This is a genomic window from Paenibacillus harenae (assembly GCF_030812415.1).
Classification (GTDB): Bacteria; Bacillota; Bacilli; order Paenibacillales; family Paenibacillaceae; genus Pristimantibacillus; species Pristimantibacillus harenae_A.
Window position 1 is genome coordinate 1 of sequence record NZ_JAUSST010000015.1, and the last position, 17,040, is coordinate 17,040.

Consider the following 17,040-nt stretch of genomic DNA (forward strand, 5'->3'; position numbering starts at 1 on the left):
CGGGGTTATGTCCGTCCACTCGCCCGTCATCGTATTCAGCTTCCATACCGCGCCAGTGCCGGCATCGTACGGCCCGATGGACGAGTTGTATGTTATGTACAGCATACCGTTCGTACCCAGCGTTCCGTGGTGGGGCAGGAAGCCCTGATTCGGCTGGCCCGCTACCGGCTCCCAGGTCGCACCGCCGTCGGTCGACTTATAAATGCTCGTCTGCGAATCCGCCAAGCCGACATAAATTGTCTGCGTCGCATGGCCTGCAGAGCCCGTCGAAGGATCAAAGGTGATCCATACGGGGCCGACATTGCCGCCGAAGCTATCATTCACGTTACCGACTTGAGTGAAGCTGCTAACTTTATTCCATGTCGCTCCATAGTCCTCGCTCCTCCACAATCCGTTCCCGTTGCGGGCTCCCAGATAGATAATCCGGTTATCGTTCGGATCGATCGCCAGACGTTCGCCCATGGAACGACCGGGCATGTTGCCGCCAGATTTGAATGGCAATTCTACCATCTCGAACGTTTGTCCGCGGTCCTGCGAACGAAGGATATAACCGTTCGTCGACACCCAGTCGTTCGAGTAAGTGCCGGCCAAAATATAGAGGCGATTCGGATCGACAGGGTCGGTAGCCATACTCTCCACGCCAGACAGGTTCCAGTCATCCAGACTCAGCCATTCCAGCAGCTGAATCCATGTCTTTTTCTCTGGGTCCCAGCGATACGCGCCCCCCATGTCCGTGCGGGCATAGATGAGATCCTTCTCTTTCTCGTTGAAAATAATGCCAGGAATGAATCCGCCGCCGACGATCTTCACCCTGCCCCAATCATAGGCTTGCGTTTTCAACGGCACGATGTCTGGCCGTACGGCCGCTGCTTCGCTCCCGATCGAATCCGCTGCGAACGCCTTGTCGGGGACCGTCGTCAACGAAGGGCCCAAGCTAACCGTCAACGCGGCGGCCGTCATCAGAAGTGAAGCGGACTTACATAAGGAAATGATTTGTTTGGTAAATCCTCGCGACTTTTTCCTTGTTTTCATCAAGCTAGTCTCCTTCTTTAATCGTTTTCTTCATGCGCTCATGCCAATTGCCCTTGTTCAAAGCAACTCGTGAAAACGTTTTCAATTTTCGATAATCACTCCTCTACATCTCACTATGTTTTCTTACACAACTACATTATCAACAGGTTGAATAGTAAACCTTAATTTTTTGGACATGGTATAGCATGATTTGGTCTGGTTAAATTTGGATTTATCTCAGTGAAGACGAAAAAGGTACCAGGGCTTGTAAGGAAGCGGCCCGGTACCTTATTGTTATCTAGCCTTTTCTAAGCTTCTTGTAATGAAGCGTTCTCCGAAGTCCTACTGAATCGCCGCTTCTGCTGTGTCGTAAGGCTCTGTGGCGCAAAGTCGCTGCCCTGTAAAATATCGTTTCACAACGGAAAATGCCAGCTTCGGCCGGCAGTACCGGTCGATCCCTTTGCTATATAAGCTAATTCGGATTATAAAACACAACATAAGATTGAACATTGATTTTCAGGTCATCCAATAGCATGATTTAGCCATTTGCATTTCAGACGGCGCTTGAGCCATAGGAACACCTCTAAATTTGGCGAGCTGTTTAATCAATGATTTCTAAAGCGATCTTGTACACATAGATGCCCTTTTTGATTTTATATTCATCGTGAATATTTTTGGTCCAGCCGTTGTCTCCCCCAAGACCTGCATGTTTGTGATCGACATGAAGGAATACGGAATCGGAGGTGCCAAGCTCGTCTTCATAAGCAGCCTTGTCATACTGCTGGATGCTGTGGTGATGAATATCAAAGTGAAAGTGGCCCGCCGCTGTAACTTTGACCTTGCGATCATCCGCGGACACGACTAAATAACGGACATCTTCCTTGCCCCCGCATTCAACCGGCACAATGTAGGGAACATGTTGTTCTTGGACAGAGCTTTCATATATCCCGACAAAGGCAGCCGTTTTACGGTCCGCATAGTTTTCCCATGGCCCTCGGCCATACCATTCAATATTCTTCCAGGCATCTGAGAAGGTAAAACTCAGACCGATTCTCGGCAAGGTTTCGACATTGGCATTATTTACGACAGTGTTGGCTATTTCAATGCCTTTACCGCCAATCGCATAGTCGGTTCGCGTTTCAATGCAACCATTATACATAGCATGTACCTGAATAATGACGGAAGCAGCAGCCGCATATACCCGGATACGCTTGATCTCTTTCCGATTGGAGTCCAGCCCGAGGCTTCTCCAATCCTCCGCATAGTTTATTGTCTGGCCTTGTACGCCGACGTCTATTCCCGTTGGCGGGCGATAGAAATGGTTAGCTCCGCCCGTAAAGTAGTCCTGGTTACTATATCTCACGGTAATGAACTCTGCCGTTTCTTTCGAGAAGACCACGTTCGTATTTTCATTATAAATATGAATGCGATCAGCGTCTTCTTCATAAACCAGGTTCCCGCTTTCAATATCTCCGGTATGCACTTCATAAACGGAATCATTCAACTCGAGCTGGCATGCGTAAATACAGGTACCCTTATTGGCATAAAATGTGTCCTCGTTCAAATAAGCGTAAAAATTCAGAAACGCTTCTCCAGAGACTTTGGTTGAATCGTAGGGTGCTTGAACACTGTCCATAGATCCGGCCGGCGTGTTTAATATGGGCAATGTACCATTCTCGATTACCTTCCCGTCGCAAACAAGCTCCCAACCGATGTTCAGGTGACTTAAGTCTCGATGCAAATAATGATTATAAATACGATAGCTTTTGTTACCCGAAGCATGAAACTGCCGGTCAAAGCAATCGATTTGGACGGGAGCCTGAACATATTTGATCTCGTTGGCAGCCGGTTTCGGCGTTAAGTCCGGAAATACAATGCCATTCAGGCACATATCGGGCGCGGGATCCAAAATCTCTTCTTGAAAGGCGCCGCCATAAACGTATTTTTTGTTCCCGGATTCATCATGCTTGACAAGCGCTTTATCCTGGAAATCCCAAATAAAACCGCCCTGAAAGCGCGGGAATGCATGAATGAGGTCCCAAAACTCCTTGAAATTCCCGTTGCTGTTGCTTTTCGCGTACGCATATTCGCACATGATAAACGGCCGCAAGTCTTCGCAGTTGGCCATGCAGTCCAGTATCCAATCCTTCTGAGGATACATGGGCGCCACGATATCGGAAATATTGGCCGGAGGATGCAAGGACTCATATTGGACATATCTCGTTTTATCATATTCCTTAATCCAGCCGTACATGGCAGCATGGTTCGCTCCGTAACCGGATTCATTTCCCAGGGACCACAGAATGATCGAGGGATGATTCTTATCTCTCAATACCATCCGCGCCGCACGTTCCATATAAGCATGCGTCCATTCCGAAGATGCGCTCAACTGGCCGCCGATGCCATGAGTCTCAATATTGGCCTCATCCACGACATAAATGCCCAGCTCATCACAGAGGTCGTACCATTCGACCGCATGCGGATAGTGACTCGTCCTAACCGCATTGATATTTAGCGACTTCATCATCTTGATCTGCTCGCGCATATACTCCGTCGACACCACGCGCCCCGTTTCGGGACAAAACGCATGAAGATTGGTTCCGCGGATGATAAGCCGTTTGCCGTTTATTTTCAATATCCCGTTTTTATCGATGCTAACTTCGCGGAAGCCGACATTCGCGCTCTCGATGTCAACGACATTTCCGTCAGGGTCGATCATTTCCAATACCAATCGATAGAGGTAAGGAATTTCATCGCTCCACAATTCGGGATTCTTAATGGGTTGTTTGACCTTCGCCACAAAAGTCTCTTGCAGGTAGGATCTGTAATCCGCAAACTTAGCCGTTTCAAATTGCGTAACCAAATTACGATCGTGATCAAAAAGAGACAGGCGCACATAAGCTTCCCCGTAACAGCTCGCCTGATTATTCGGATAAACCGTCACGGCTAATTCGGCATTGTCGTATTGACCCGAGAATAACGTTTCGATTTTATAATCATGAATGCGCATTCGCGGTTTTGCATAAATCAGTACATCTCTGTATATCCCCGATAGATGCCAGTAGTCCTGATCCTCCAGATAAGTTCCGGCTCCGAACCGCATTACCTGTACGGCTAAATGATTCTGTCCTCTTTGGATGAAATCCGTAATATCGAAAGATGCGTTAAGCTTGCTGTCCGTCGAAAAACCGACAAGCTTTCCGTTTAACCACAAATTAAAACAAGATTCCACGCCGGCAAAATCGATAAATAGATCGCGGTCGTGAAAATGCTCGGGAATTTCGAACGTGAGGACATAACATCCGGTGAGGTTATCCTCCGGCACATAAGGCGGATTCAAAACAAATTCATCTTTCTTCAGTTGAATTTCATGATGGGAGTCCTGCCATTTCCGTGCAAAGGGATACACTGAGTTGGTGTATACAGGTTTTCCGTATCCGGACAGCTCCCAGTTGGAAGGAACCGGGATGTTGTCCCAACGGGATACATCATATTCAGGATGATAGAACTCATCGGTTACAACATCCGGAGACGAAAACAGCTTAAATTTCCACGAGCCGTTTAAGCATTGGACGTATTGGGACTTTCTGCGATCGCCGCTTAGCGCTTGTTCCACCGTTTCGTATACGCCGTACGGTTCATGCATGGGATAACGGTTCTGTTGCGTGACGCTCGGATTCTCCCAATCTCTGTTTGGCTTCATACGTTTCGACTCATCCCCCTATTAATTATTGTTCTAATTGGTTGTACCTTGAAATCGATACCTCTACAATAATAGGGCATGTGATTTCATTGAAAATGTTACGTTTGGTAATTCATTTATCCATTTTGGTAGGTGAAGCGACGATATGAATGGCAACGATATAAAGGAAAACGATGTCATATACCGGTGTATCGGCGACGATTTCGACCGTGCTACCCTGTCTATCATTACCTGAAATCGTTTTACGAGCGATTTTGTTTTTGATTTCGCCGCCTTGTTAAACAGCCTAACAGGTTGAACTATAGTTTTGCATAATAAGACGTCGGGTCAAACAAAACCGTCACATCATGTGACGGTTTCGTAATTTTCTATCGCTTGAGAGCCATAAGCTGCTCAAGCAGCACCTTATCATTCATTTCATTGGTATATCGGTTGTAAAGTACATCTGTAACATCCCATAAAACCGGGGTAATGCCTCGGGAAGAAGCAGCCTTGGCCACCGACGTAAGATAGAGCCTTATCATTTCTGGTGTCTTATTTTTTGTAGCTACACCAAACTCCCCCATGATAACGGGGATGCCTTTGTCGATGAAATGTGTTTTCACCAGATCCATGAGTCTGTTTAGCTCGGCGAAGTCTTCATCCGTTCCCCATTCCGCACGCGCTTTTCCCCATTCCACATCCTCATCTATGATGGCGAATGTTGGAGGCGTGTAATAATGGATCGATACCGCACAGCGATTTTGGGGGTCGGTGGGCATCTTATACAGTTTATCAACGCTCCTCTCGATGTCCGTTGTATAGCCGGCAATCAACAGGTGGCGTCGTTTATTGTTGCCTCCGGAACCGCGCACAATATCTACAAATGTCTGATTGATCTCATTCAGCAGCGCATAAGCTTTTTCTTTATTGGTATCATCGCTGCCGTAGACATTCCATAAATCAGGCCATACACCTTCTTCATTGAAAGACTCGAGCATCAGATGATCGTCATAGTTTTTAAACGAATCCGCAACCTGCGTCCATATGCGTGTATATTTGTACATGGATTCTTTTGTTTCTGTCGGTATTTTCTCAAACAAGCTGTCCGAGTGAATATTCAGAATAACATACATACCGCTACCCAGCGCCCAATCCACAACTTCTTTTACCCGGGCCATATAGTCAGGATTGATCGTGTAATCCTCGCCCATCATATTGGACCACGTTACGGGAATTCGAAGGACGCCAAAGCCTTCGCTGGCATAACCTTTAATCATTTCCTCCGTAATAATGGGACTGCCCCAGGCAGTTTCATAACTTATAACGCTTCTGCCACTTATCCAGTCGCCTCTTGATTCTAACGTGTTGCCCAAATTAATGCCGATTCCCATTTCTTTGACAAGCTCCATTGTTGTGATCTCACGCATTGGCGCACCTTTTTCATCGTTGGAACAAGCTGCTAACATTGAAAGCGCTGTAATTAATAGGATGGTTAAGATCAATTTCTTGTTCATTTGTTCTCCCCTTTTTGATCCATTTTTTAAAAATTATAATATACGTCGTTACTAAGTCCGATAGCTAAATGCGCAAGATATGATATCATTTTCTGCAAATATATGAATTCAAAGTGCCTGTCATTGTTGCTTTTCACCAACTCGTCATAGCGGAACGTGCAAATCGATGATATGCTAAATATATAGTATGAAAGGAAGCAGTTTTCATGGAATTACACGTGATCGGATATAATCATTCCCATGACAAAACCTTTGCGATCGATCGCCCAAAAGGCATTGGCAGCAGTTGGATTCTATTACTGATCAAAACGCCTGCCGTCTTTATGCAAAACGGTAAAGAAGTGATCACGAAGGAAAATTCCTTTATTCTGTATACCAGCGATGCTCCCCAGCAATATCGTACATATGGTGATAAGTACGTGGACGACTGGTTCTATTTCAGTGTAGACAACGATGATAAGGAATTTATCGGCAAACTTAATATCCCCTATAACACGGTTACGTGGCTAGGGGATATTTCTGAGATATCGTCAATTGTACAGAAAATGACTTATGAATTTTATACGGCGGGTCCTCACAGTATAGATGCTATCAAGCATTATTTGAATATTTTCTTTATTAAGCTCAGCCGCAAACTTCATATGGGGCTTCACTTTCCTTCGGTAAAGGCTTCTGCAAAATATGAAGGTATGATTAACGTTCGTATCCGTATTCGCAGCAACCCTGTGTCAATCCCCTCTGTCAAAGAATTGGCTAATGAAATATCCATGAGCTTGTCGAGTTTCCAGCACACCTACCAAAAAATGTTCGGAGTCAATGTTATGACCGACATTATTAATAGCCGCCTTCAGTGTGCAAAGGCACTGCTGGCAACAACAGATTTAACGCTGGACTCGATTGCTGCGCAAAGCGGATACAGCAATGCCTTCCATCTTATGAGACAGTTTAAAGCGAAATTCGGGCTTACACCGACAGAATACAGGAAGCAGAACAAATGAACCCCGTCAATTCGACGGGGCTTTGGTTTGATCCGATCCTGATCAATAATCCAATTTGGATTCAGCACCAAGCAATTGATTACTCGCCCGGCGCGGCGGCGCAGGTTCTTACCGCAAGATTTCTAAATAAGGCAACGACCACTTACGATATGTGGCGTACCTAGCTGGCCGAAACCTCTGCCTGCATAATAAGGATCTCAAGCAAACAAACGCCTTGAACGCCGTATTCCACGGCTCGTCCCCTGCTCTAACATTGATCGCGCATATTGTCCAGATCGGCCAGCGACATGGCAATGCCCGGATGATGGATCGTCGCCGATACCGTGTTCCCGTTTGCATCCGTATAAGGAGCATTTACATCGGCTCTTACCGCCTGCGGCTTGTAAGAAGTAATCAGCTGCGAACAGCCGCATTCGCTATTTCGATGCCTCAAGACCTGTAAAAGTCATGGCTAAAGCTAAAGTAAAACAAAGAATACTGGAAATAACCTTCTTAGTAAGCGCTCTCATTTGCGAAATGTCCAAATCATTTTCCTCCTTTTTTTTGAACATTCATAGCCTGTGTTTCAGCATAACCCCCCACATAGCTCTTACAGCTTAATGAAGAGAGGCCCCTAACCTCAAAATCGAGATCGGGGCCTCTGATCATGCTTTCGCCAGATGCCACCTGCGAAATTCCGTTTGAGCTAGATCACGATCTGAGCCCAGCGGATCAGAATATCCGCTTGCTCTTGCGTGAAATATTTCCCGGTTTGGTCCGTTACCTGTTTGACATAGTCGGACATCATACTCTTCGCAGCGTCTATTTTTCCTTGGCCGGCGGCAGCTTTCGCCTGGTCTAGTTTTTGATTCAGCGATTTCGACACGGGATCCGATGCTTTGGCGCCCGTTTCTTGCATGAAAGCATTCGTCACTGCCTTCAGGCTGACGAAGGTAACCATCACCGTGAACGTATGCGTCACCGTTGTCTGATGCCCTGCCATATCCTCCGCTATGACCGTTGCCGTATGCTCGCCGGATTCCAGTGTATACGCCTTGACCTGAAGCAGCGGCTGGTCGCAAGGCGTACCGTATACGCTCGAGACAACATCGGTCGCGCTGCAAGTTATGGTCACCGTTTGATCGATCGTGTACGATGCCTCTCCCATGATTTGAACCATAGGTGCCGAAAGGTCGATTTTGACCTCCAGCGAAATCGTTTCTCCCGTATCCACGGAACGTCGGTACTGAACCTGATGCGTTCCCTCTTGATCCAAGACCACAGGCTCGCTGTAGGCGGTCCAAGTGTCTCCGCCATCCAGACTGTACTCCGCGATTTTCGCAGGAGAGAGTGTCAACGTAACCGGCGACGTATACCAACCGTTCTTGCCGTTCAGCGCCGCAGGATCCAGTGAAGCGGTAATATCCTTCCACTGCAGCCCTTCGAGCGCTGCAAGCAGGCTCGCCGCGGCCGCATCGATCTCCTCCTGAGCCGCATCGGCATTGTCCGCCACCGACTCCGCATTCGCGAGCGCCGTTTGGAAAGCTTCATAGCTTTCGGTTGTGTAATACTCGGCAACAACTTCGGCCGCTTCGTCCAGCAGGAGCGTAAGCAAGCTGTTGTCGATCCATTTCGCCGTATTGTTGTAAACGCCCTGGATTTCTTCCGCACTCAAGGCATAATTATAGATGCGGAACTCGTCGATCATGCCGCTCAGCAGCGGATCGTTAAATTGGCTCTTGCCGATGTAGTTTTTCTTCGGTTTGAAATCGCTCGGCTTAATCGTAAAATTGCCGGCTTTTGCTTTCTCCACGCCGTTAACATACAACTTCGCCGTACCACCGCCCAGCGTCACCGCCACATGCACCCACTGGTTGCTTGCGAGCTGCGAGGTTTGAATCATCTGTTCGCCGCCGCCGTTCTTGATCGCAAAACGCAGCGTATTATTGCCGGACCTTGGCGTGAGGAACATAAACTGATTGGTGTCGTTGCCAAAGTCAAAGATGCGCTGCCATTGGTTACCGCCCTTCCAGTACACCCAGGTTGTAAATGTCATCTCGTCGTAATTGGCAGCCGGATGCGTCTCAGGCAGCATCACATGGTGTTGTCCGTTCAGATCGACAGCCTGTCCGATCTTGCCGGCCGGATATTCAAGGGTTCCATAAACGGTTCCGCCCGTCGATCCGATGGCATTGTCCGCGTTGCCTTCGAACGAATAGAGCGACAACGGCACTTGCACGAGCCGCCCTTCAGCCTGCTTAAGCTCGGCCAAAAGCTGATCGATATCTGCTTCCGGTTTCGCGATATCCGCCTGGATCCGCTCCACTTCCTTAAGATACAGGTAGTAGCTTGCTCTTGTGTAATCTTCCGAAGGCAAGATGTTGAGATTAACTTTAAAGATAATCGTTTGGCTGACCTCAAACAATCCGTTGCCGACCGTAAAGGTTACCGGATAGCTGCCATAATCGGCTTGTTTCGGCGTCCAGTTGAATATGCCTTCCGCTGTGTTTAACACTGCGCCTTGCGGCAACTCACCCGCACTGTATACAAGCGGTTCGCCCGCCGGATCGGAAACCGGCAGTTCATACCGGAATGGCTGTTGAGCCGTCAACTCAACCGTTGTTACCTGCTCGAATACCGGCTGGCCTTTCACGGTAATCCGGATCGTCTTCGACGAAGACAAATCACCTGCTGCCGCAGTAAACGTGACCGCGTGCACGCCGCCCTGTTCTCTGCCTGGCATCCATTCAAAGATCCCGGTCGCCGCATCGAATGACGCACCTTGAGGCAAATCAATAATCCCGTATGCAACAGCGGCGTCCGTATTTACCGCTTCAACTTTAAATCTCAGCATTTTCTCCGCAATGAAGGTCCGGTCTCTCAGCGATTCCAGCACCGGCATGCCTTCGATGTATACCAGTGCATCCAGTGCAGCGAGCAGACGGCTCACCGCAGCGTCTATCTCCTCCTGGGTTGCATCTGCATTGTCCAGCACAGTTGCTGCATCGGCCGCGTCCAACGCAACAGCTTGCAAGCCTTCAGCCGTATAGATGCCGGCCTCATTCGCTGCAGCCGCTTCATCCAGCAAGTGCGCCAGCAGCGTCTTGTCAATGCCGATTTCATGGAACTCGATTTCTTCAAAGTTCACGAAGCCGTTATGGTCATCGTAAATGCGAATATAACGGTATGGCGTCCTGTCCGGATTGATGGCGGAATACCATTTGTATTCACCCACCTCTGCAATGCGGTGCAGATCCGTCCAGTTCACACCGTCATTCGAACCCTTGAAGACGGTGTTGTTGGCACGGCTTGTAGCATTCCTCCTCGGAAGGTAGCGGAACGTATCCACCACTTTTTCGTTTCCTGCGCCAAAGTCCACGTCAACCCAGCTCACGGATGACCTGGTATGGGCGATCGTGTCGGGATTTTCATCAAATAAATACCATGCGTTCTGTTCCTCGGAGATTTTATCATTCTGCCAGAACTTCTCAGAGGCTCTTGCCATCGATGGATCGATCTGAATTTTCGTCAGCAACGTCCGAACGGAAACGAGCAGCTTCTTCGCATCGTGGATTTCGTCAATCAGCTGCGCCTCATCAAATTCCGGGCCTGCCAGCTCCGCTTTGATTCGATCCAATACCTTATGGAACAGGTAGAAGCTGTCCTTCGTATAGTCGGAAGCCGGCAAGCTCTCCGCATCCTTTAACACAATGGCAATCGAATCCGCATAAGCGCTTGCGGCGGCCGAGAACGGTTGCAAGGAGCCGTCGCCGTGAACGGCCATCACCTTATAATGCACACTGCCAAACCGTAAGACGTCCTGGAATGACGTCGCTCTTGTACCCGAGAGAACCTCCTCCCAAGGGGAGCCGTCTTCCAGCTCGGTCGTGCCTGCCTTGAATACCGGATCGGTCAAGCTCGCCTCTTCATCATTGGTGCGGTATATGTTGAACCAAGAAGCTTGCTTCGGTTTATTCCAGCGCAGCGTTACCTGATCCTTCACTCTGGCGGTGAAAGGAGTGACAATGCCTTGCGGCGTTTCCGTAATCGTGACTTTGCTGAATTGCGCCTGATCGCTTGCGGTTACTCCGGTATAGTACGCATAAGGCAGCAAGGTAGACATCTTCGTCACATATGTCCAATTCGCCCCATCTTTGGATACGAATGCGTACACGGTCTGCGAATCATGATCCCGCATCAGTTTGACGTACGGATACTCTGCTACGGTGTAGCCTTGAATATTCGCATTCAGCGGGCTTGCGATCGGAATCGAAAATTGTGCGAGCGAGACCCTCGTGCGGTTTTGCAGCACAAGGTCGCCGTTCTCGTTCGCACCGAAATAGATGTAGCGGGCTTTGTCCTCCGTGAGCCGGTCGCGCATCATAATGCCGCTCGCTTCTCCTGAAGCACTGTCGATCTTCGCACTGACAGAGCTGTTGCCGGAAGCGACCCGGCTTACAAAATGCAGCGAATCGTTAATATCTCGCTTGTAAATGTGGGAATCATCGCCTTGGCCGAAGCCTGTCCCGTCTACAGCATCGATCGATATCGAAGAGCCGTCGATTACAGCATTTCCTGCCGCGGTCCCGATCCGGTCGTCCCGCCACGCCGCATCGGTAATGTCAGATACCGGCGCCGACACATCCACCTTCGCGCGCCAGGAATCCCAGCCCGCTCCGTTCTCGTTGACGGCCGAAACTTTATAGTAATATACGTTACCGTTTTGAACCGTAGTATCTTTGTAGTAATTTCCGGTTACGCCTGTTGCGATGGTCTCGTAAGGGCCATCTTCCGCTTCCGAACGTTTAATCGTGTAGGATTGCCCGCCTGAAGTCGTTTTCCAGGAGATGCCGACATAACCGTTGCCTGCAAGCGCATGGACAAAGTCAACATGGAACGGCTTCGGAGCGAGTTCGAAATCCGACGTCAATTTCAGCACCATTGCCGTTTTGGGCTGGACGGTCACTTTGCCGTTCACGACCGGCACATTCGTCCCCGTGACAAGATCGAGCACCTCGCTGCCCGCGAAGTCGGCCGGCAGTTCTACCTCGTATGTCATCTTGTTGCCGTACTCGTCGCGGGTCGTGTTGAAAATCATGAAATACTTGCCGTACCTTGACGTTGACAATTCCGGATAATTGTTGTAAGGATTATCAAATTCAAAGTTGTCTCGGTTAATCGTTCCTACGCCCGGCTGATAAGAAGCTGGCACAGCTTCGCCTGCCAGCACCGGCGGCGCACCGGACCAATTCAAATTTTGTGCCGATCCGGAATGATAATCCCAGTCGATCTGGGGTGCCCGCAAGTAGTAATCTTCATACCGGAATCGGTTATTCGCGGCGATCTGGACGACATGATCGTAATTGTCTTTGATCACATGGAGGCGACCATTGCTTGCCATACCGCGATTGCGGAAATTCAGCTCGCCGAACATTCTGAAATCGCCGTCTCTTACCGACACGTACATATTGTCGATATCCGCCCATGCCAACTGCTCGTAGTCGTCCGGATTGACTCCGAGCGCGGCAATTTCTTCCGGCTTATAAACGTCGAAATCCGTGTGCGGAAGAACAACCCCAGCCATAGCATTACCGCCGAATCGGCCGTAATTGGCCCGGCCTCCCGTGATGTAATGGTAGGTTTCTTCAAGCAGAAAATTCACTCCGCTCATGCTTCCTCTATATCCGAAGTCTTTCACATGCAACAGCTGGCGATCCGCAAGCTGCTGCTGCACGAAACCGACCGCTTCTCCCGCATATTGCCAGTACTTGTCCCACTCCGGACCGCTGTATCTTTGCTCGTTCCCGGCCATCGCCATTTCTAGGGATGCGAACTGTAAGCTCATTCCTCTGCCGGTTCTCGCACCGTATGCCATGAAGCCGGAAAAGCTTTGATTTCGCTCATCGGTCACTTGTTCCGCTCTCATCAATCTTTTACCGTCGCCATCCAATGACTGATAACGGACAAATCCGCGGGCGTGGATGGATGTAAGCGCTGCTTTCAGGATTTCGTCGTTAACCTCTTCGTCGCCGGCGTGGCCGAGCGTTTTATAGAAATAAACCAAAAGATAGTTGGCGGCCTCGCCGTAGTTGGCTACATAACCGTTTTCCCTTGTAAGTCCAGCCTCGGTTAAGCCGGTATAATGCTTGCCGTAAGGCAGTCTTCTAACAACGTTGCCTTCCGCGTCCAACTTGCTCTTAGCCAGCCCTTTGCCGACAATGTGGACGAAATCGTCCGTAAAGACCGCGTTTCCATCGTGTAGAAACAGGGAATGGTACAAATCCAATTCTTCGCCGTTCGGACCGACCAGCACCTCTTCGCCCAGGAATGGCTTGATCCCCAAAGTTTCAAGCAGGATTCGGTGACTGCGCTCTTTGCCTTCAAAGAAAGGCGAGCCGATGATGCGAAGCCCCTCGTGAGATTTCCACGCACCTTCGTAAGTATAAACTACCTGGTTATATATATATGAAAGCCGCGCTCGGGCAAAGTCGAAGTTCGCTTTCATCACCCTTTCCCACGCTTCGCGGCGCGTCAGCTCGCCGCCGTCCCAGTCTGCGCCCGCCAGAGAAAATTCCCCTTCGGTTGTTCCGGTCGCGAACGGTTCATCCAGAAACGTATGAAACGCCGCTTCTCCATAAACGGAATCGTCTTTGATCAGATTTTCGACGATGTACAGCGCTTCGCCAAGAGCCATATAGTAACCGCCCCAGTCGCCCTGATGTCCGCCCCGCAGCACCAGTCGCGTATTGCCGTAATAATCTTTGACATGGTTATCGATCGTTTTAAAGATACGCTGAAGCGCCGCCTTTTTCTCTTCCGGCGTTTTGGCCGGAGACCAATCGTACTTCAACACGTTGGCGTAGAATTTTAGCTCTTCCGTATATTTGGCGATCACCATCTTGCCGCCAGCGCTTCCATCCACTTTGGCCGATAAATTGTTAAACAGATTAACCTGCTCTTGCAGGTACCCGTTGATCAGAGCCTGTTTCTCCGCATCCGTCAGATCCGGCGCCAGCATGTTATCCGGATTCTGGTCGGGCTTGAATTTATAGCCCTGCTTTTCCCCATCCGCATGAATATAGGCCTGTGTATGGGTATAGGCACTATAATAGCCCCTTGAAACAGTCGTCATACTGTTCCAGGGATGGGATTTAATCGTGATCTCGATCGTATCCTTCCCAACCGTTGATTCCAGCGGAAGCATGATCGTTTTGTAAAAAAAGCGGTTCGGAAGCATCCAGCCCGTGTTAATGGGCTCATAATCCCCGTTAGTGGTATATCCAATCTGCTCCCCGTTAATATGAATCATTTCGTTGGAGGTGGACGATTCTTCCCCCGAAAATTTCACGGTGAAATAGTTGCGGAGATACGGATCGACTTTCATTGTAAAAGTCAACTCCCCCCCGCCCCCATCAGCTACGGGTATATTCGACACACGGGCTGTTTCGCCCATGAAACCGGTAATCACGCTCGTAAAGGCGTCCTTGAAGTTGTGAGCGCTTTCAGAATCGATATTGCCAAATATGATATTATCCTCATAACCGTCAGTTGTCGGCCCTTCTTCCGCATTCACCGCCTTACCTGGCACGGGTACGAACCCCGGGAAAATCAACGCGGCGATCAAGAGAATAATCAAGACCCTTCCGGCTTGTCGTTTCGTTTTCTTTACTCGTTTGAATACGTCCCGTATGTAACCTTTCATTAGACATTTCTCCTCCTTTTTTGAGTGGTTCTTTTTTTCCCAATCTTGCTTCGTATACTCTTGTCTTGCCTCACCCCCTTAAGTCCCTTGCAAGATCATCTACTCTCGTCGTCTCCGCTAGATGTTAGGTTTAGTTCGAATTCTACTACCGCCTCCATGCCCACCCGGCGCAACACTTCAAGCCTGAAGGCTGTCGGCCACGCAACCAGCCATTCCGATAGGCCAAACGGATTCGCCCAACGGGTGTGAAAGAAGCCTTCGCTTTGGCTGCCCTCCGGACGCAGTTTGCCATTGATTATGAGGCTGCCGTCCGAAATGCCGATCGTCGCATTCGCCCATGCGGCAATGGCTCTTTCGCGCCACATCATGTCACCGGTGAGTGCAGCCAGTTCAAGCCAATCCTCGATAAAAGCTAGCGCGAATGGATCAATATGATGGTGCTGAGTGGATACCGCCGTTCCGCCGAACGTATCGTACCCGATGTCTCCCAGTGCGGTCCCTGCGTCATATGCAACCGTATGATGCCACTGCCAGGTTGCCAGATACCAGGAGGCATGCTCCGCACATTCGAGGAACGTCCTCTTGCCGGTGACTCGGAACAGCGCAAGTCCCGCCTTAAGCAAAGGAATGGCCGACTCCTTGTCTACGCAATAGGTATCCAGCGCCCCCGCTGTCGTGTAGCCGTTGCCCTGCAGCTCCCTCATATAATAGCGGTAGCCAAGCTCCGCCCCATGAAGATAGGCTTCATTGCCTGTAAGCTCGTATGCCTTGACCAGAGGCGTGACAAGGAAGCAGCCGACCGTGCCCTCCGGATCACGCGGAGTCCCGTCATTCTTCCACGATTTCCCGATCCGTCCTTCCGTCGATTGCACGGATAAGACGAAATCACAAATGCCGAGCGCGGTTTCGCGATAGATCGGCCGCTCCACTCCGCATCTCCGGGCCAATTGTTCCGCCTCGAACAGGTTCAGCGCTGCCGTGCCGAGGTTGCAGGCGTCCTGCACTTCCCGCTCTGCCGGCTTGAATTGCAGGACGTAGTCGTACTCGCAATGAATCATCCCGTTCGGCAGCCTTCCGCCGGCTGTCCAGCCGTCCAGCACGGCGAGGCCTCTGCGAAGCGAATCCTCATTGCCGGAATTCAAATAATCGGCAAGCATCGAATTGCCCAGCGAGGCGTTCTGCCCGCACCAGCCGATTGCGTAATTGCGTGCTTGTCGCCACTTCTCTCCGTCCCATTTTCTGCCGAGCGAGAATCCCCGAAAATCCCCGTCTTCGGCCCATAGGCTATTCTTGGCATACGCCATGCCTAGCGCCCAGATTCGTTCCGGATCGTACCATGCCCGAACCGGGCGCTTTTGCATACGCCAAGCCTCTTCGAGCATCGTTCTCCACGCCGTGCGCTGCTCTGTGTAAGCATGAAGCGCCAGATAAGCACGGGCCGTAAACGTCTCGCCCGGCACAAAGTTCCTCTCCGCTTCGTATGCCTCGCCGTAACGGTCTCGGTCATCGTAGGTCGCCGGTGTCTCTGCCTCCGGCCAGATCAGCCGATGGATGACTCGTCCTCCAGCCGGCACGAGCGAGCAGGAGAAGCCTTGCATATCGCGGGGAGGCTCGCCGAACAAGGCCACGGCAACACCGCCTCCCTCGGAGTACGTTGCGCCGGCCACCGCCGTCCGATGCCACGCAAATACCCAAGGCTGTCCGTCTCGCTCCAGCCCTTTCGGCTCCAGGCCGCTGCCCCAACCGTTCCCGTTGTAGGTGACGGAAGGAATCATATAATACTCAGGCTCGTAGTCGGCGGCGAAATCCATCGATAGCTTGTACGAAGCAGGCGACTCGCCTTGATAAGTGAACTTCCGCGTCCATTGTACCAGTCCTTCCCTTAGCAGTTTGAATGTATCGGATACTGCGAAGCGTTCGTCTACGAACGGCAAAACATCGCCGATGGTCCTATCGCCCAAGTGGAACCTATAGCCGTTGTCATTTTCACGTTGTTTCCAGTTGATCTCCACCGTCATCACCATTTTCTTATAATATTGCAAAAGCTGATTTGAAAACGCCGCGGATTTTTGATAGAGCCCATGTTATATGCGCATACCTATGCCTGAAAGGCTGTTGTCAACAACGATTAAATAATAGAAAAGGTCGCAT

General features: G+C 50.0%; 8 protein-coding genes. 2 read left to right on the plus strand and 6 right to left on the minus strand.

Annotated features, from left to right (window positions below; genetic code table 11):
• The 3 genes from J2T14_RS30480 to J2T14_RS30490 all read right to left on the minus strand — a co-directional run.
• Nucleotides 1-960, minus strand: a 960-nt coding sequence (locus J2T14_RS30480) for a WD40/YVTN/BNR-like repeat-containing protein (RefSeq protein WP_373458240.1), incomplete at its 3' end; no start/stop codon positions are given.
• Nucleotides 961-1,612: 652 nt separating this feature from the next.
• Nucleotides 1,613-4,714, minus strand: a complete 3,102-nt coding sequence (locus tag J2T14_RS30485) for a glycoside hydrolase family 2 TIM barrel-domain containing protein (protein WP_307476950.1) — start codon at nucleotides 4,712-4,714, stop codon at nucleotides 1,613-1,615.
• 368 nt (nucleotides 4,715-5,082) lie between these two features.
• The gene (locus J2T14_RS30490; protein ID WP_307476952.1) at nucleotides 5,083-6,210 is read right to left on the minus strand and encodes a glycoside hydrolase family 5 protein; all 1,128 of its coding nucleotides are present in this window, start codon (nucleotides 6,208-6,210) and stop codon (nucleotides 5,083-5,085) included.
• A 206-nt stretch (nucleotides 6,211-6,416) separates the two neighbouring features.
• On the opposite strand from J2T14_RS30490, the gene J2T14_RS30495 reads away from it, so the two are divergent.
• Nucleotides 6,417-7,208 (plus strand): AraC family transcriptional regulator, encoded by a 792-nt coding sequence (locus J2T14_RS30495; RefSeq protein ID WP_307476954.1) that lies wholly within the window; start codon nucleotides 6,417-6,419, stop codon nucleotides 7,206-7,208.
• Entirely contained in the window at nucleotides 7,205-7,372 is a 168-nt protein-coding gene (locus tag J2T14_RS30500) for a hypothetical protein (protein WP_307476956.1), read from the plus strand. The genes J2T14_RS30495 and J2T14_RS30500 overlap by 4 nt, the downstream gene beginning before the upstream one ends.
• Before the next feature lie 83 nt (nucleotides 7,373-7,455).
• Here J2T14_RS30500 and J2T14_RS30505 read toward each other — a convergent pair whose 3' ends face one another.
• The 3 genes from J2T14_RS30505 to J2T14_RS30515 all read right to left on the minus strand — a co-directional run bounded on the left by J2T14_RS30505 (nucleotide 7,456) and on the right by J2T14_RS30515 (nucleotide 16,907).
• A complete protein-coding gene (locus tag J2T14_RS30505) occupies nucleotides 7,456-7,641 on the minus strand; it encodes a hypothetical protein (RefSeq protein ID WP_307476958.1) in 186 nt (61 codons plus the stop codon).
• A 252-nt stretch (nucleotides 7,642-7,893) separates the two neighbouring features.
• Nucleotides 7,894-14,889, minus strand: coding sequence for a LamG-like jellyroll fold domain-containing protein (locus J2T14_RS30510; protein ID WP_307476961.1), 6,996 nt, complete (start codon nucleotides 14,887-14,889; stop codon nucleotides 7,894-7,896).
• Nucleotides 14,890-14,984: 95 nt separating this feature from the next.
• Complete coding sequence (locus tag J2T14_RS30515) at nucleotides 14,985-16,907, minus strand: hypothetical protein (protein ID WP_307476964.1); 1,923 nt, start codon at nucleotides 16,905-16,907, stop codon at nucleotides 14,985-14,987.
• Nucleotides 16,908-17,040 lie beyond the last annotated feature (133 nt).

Excerpts from the sequence above, each read along its gene's own strand:
- J2T14_RS30485 (WP_307476950.1), bottom strand. The coding sequence starts at position 4,714 with ATGAAGCCAAACAGAGATTGGGAGAATCCGAGCGTCACGCAACAGAAC.
- J2T14_RS30490 (WP_307476952.1), bottom strand. The coding sequence starts at position 6,210 with ATGAACAAGAAATTGATCTTAACCATCCTATTAATTACAGCGCTTTCA.
- J2T14_RS30495 (WP_307476954.1), top strand. The coding sequence starts at position 6,417 with ATGGAATTACACGTGATCGGATATAATCATTCCCATGACAAAACCTTT.
- J2T14_RS30500 (WP_307476956.1), top strand. The coding sequence starts at position 7,205 with ATGAACCCCGTCAATTCGACGGGGCTTTGGTTTGATCCGATCCTGATC.
- J2T14_RS30510 (WP_307476961.1), bottom strand. The coding sequence starts at position 14,889 with ATGAAAGGTTACATACGGGACGTATTCAAACGAGTAAAGAAAACGAAA.
- J2T14_RS30515 (WP_307476964.1), bottom strand. The coding sequence starts at position 16,907 with ATGACGGTGGAGATCAACTGGAAACAACGTGAAAATGACAACGGCTAT.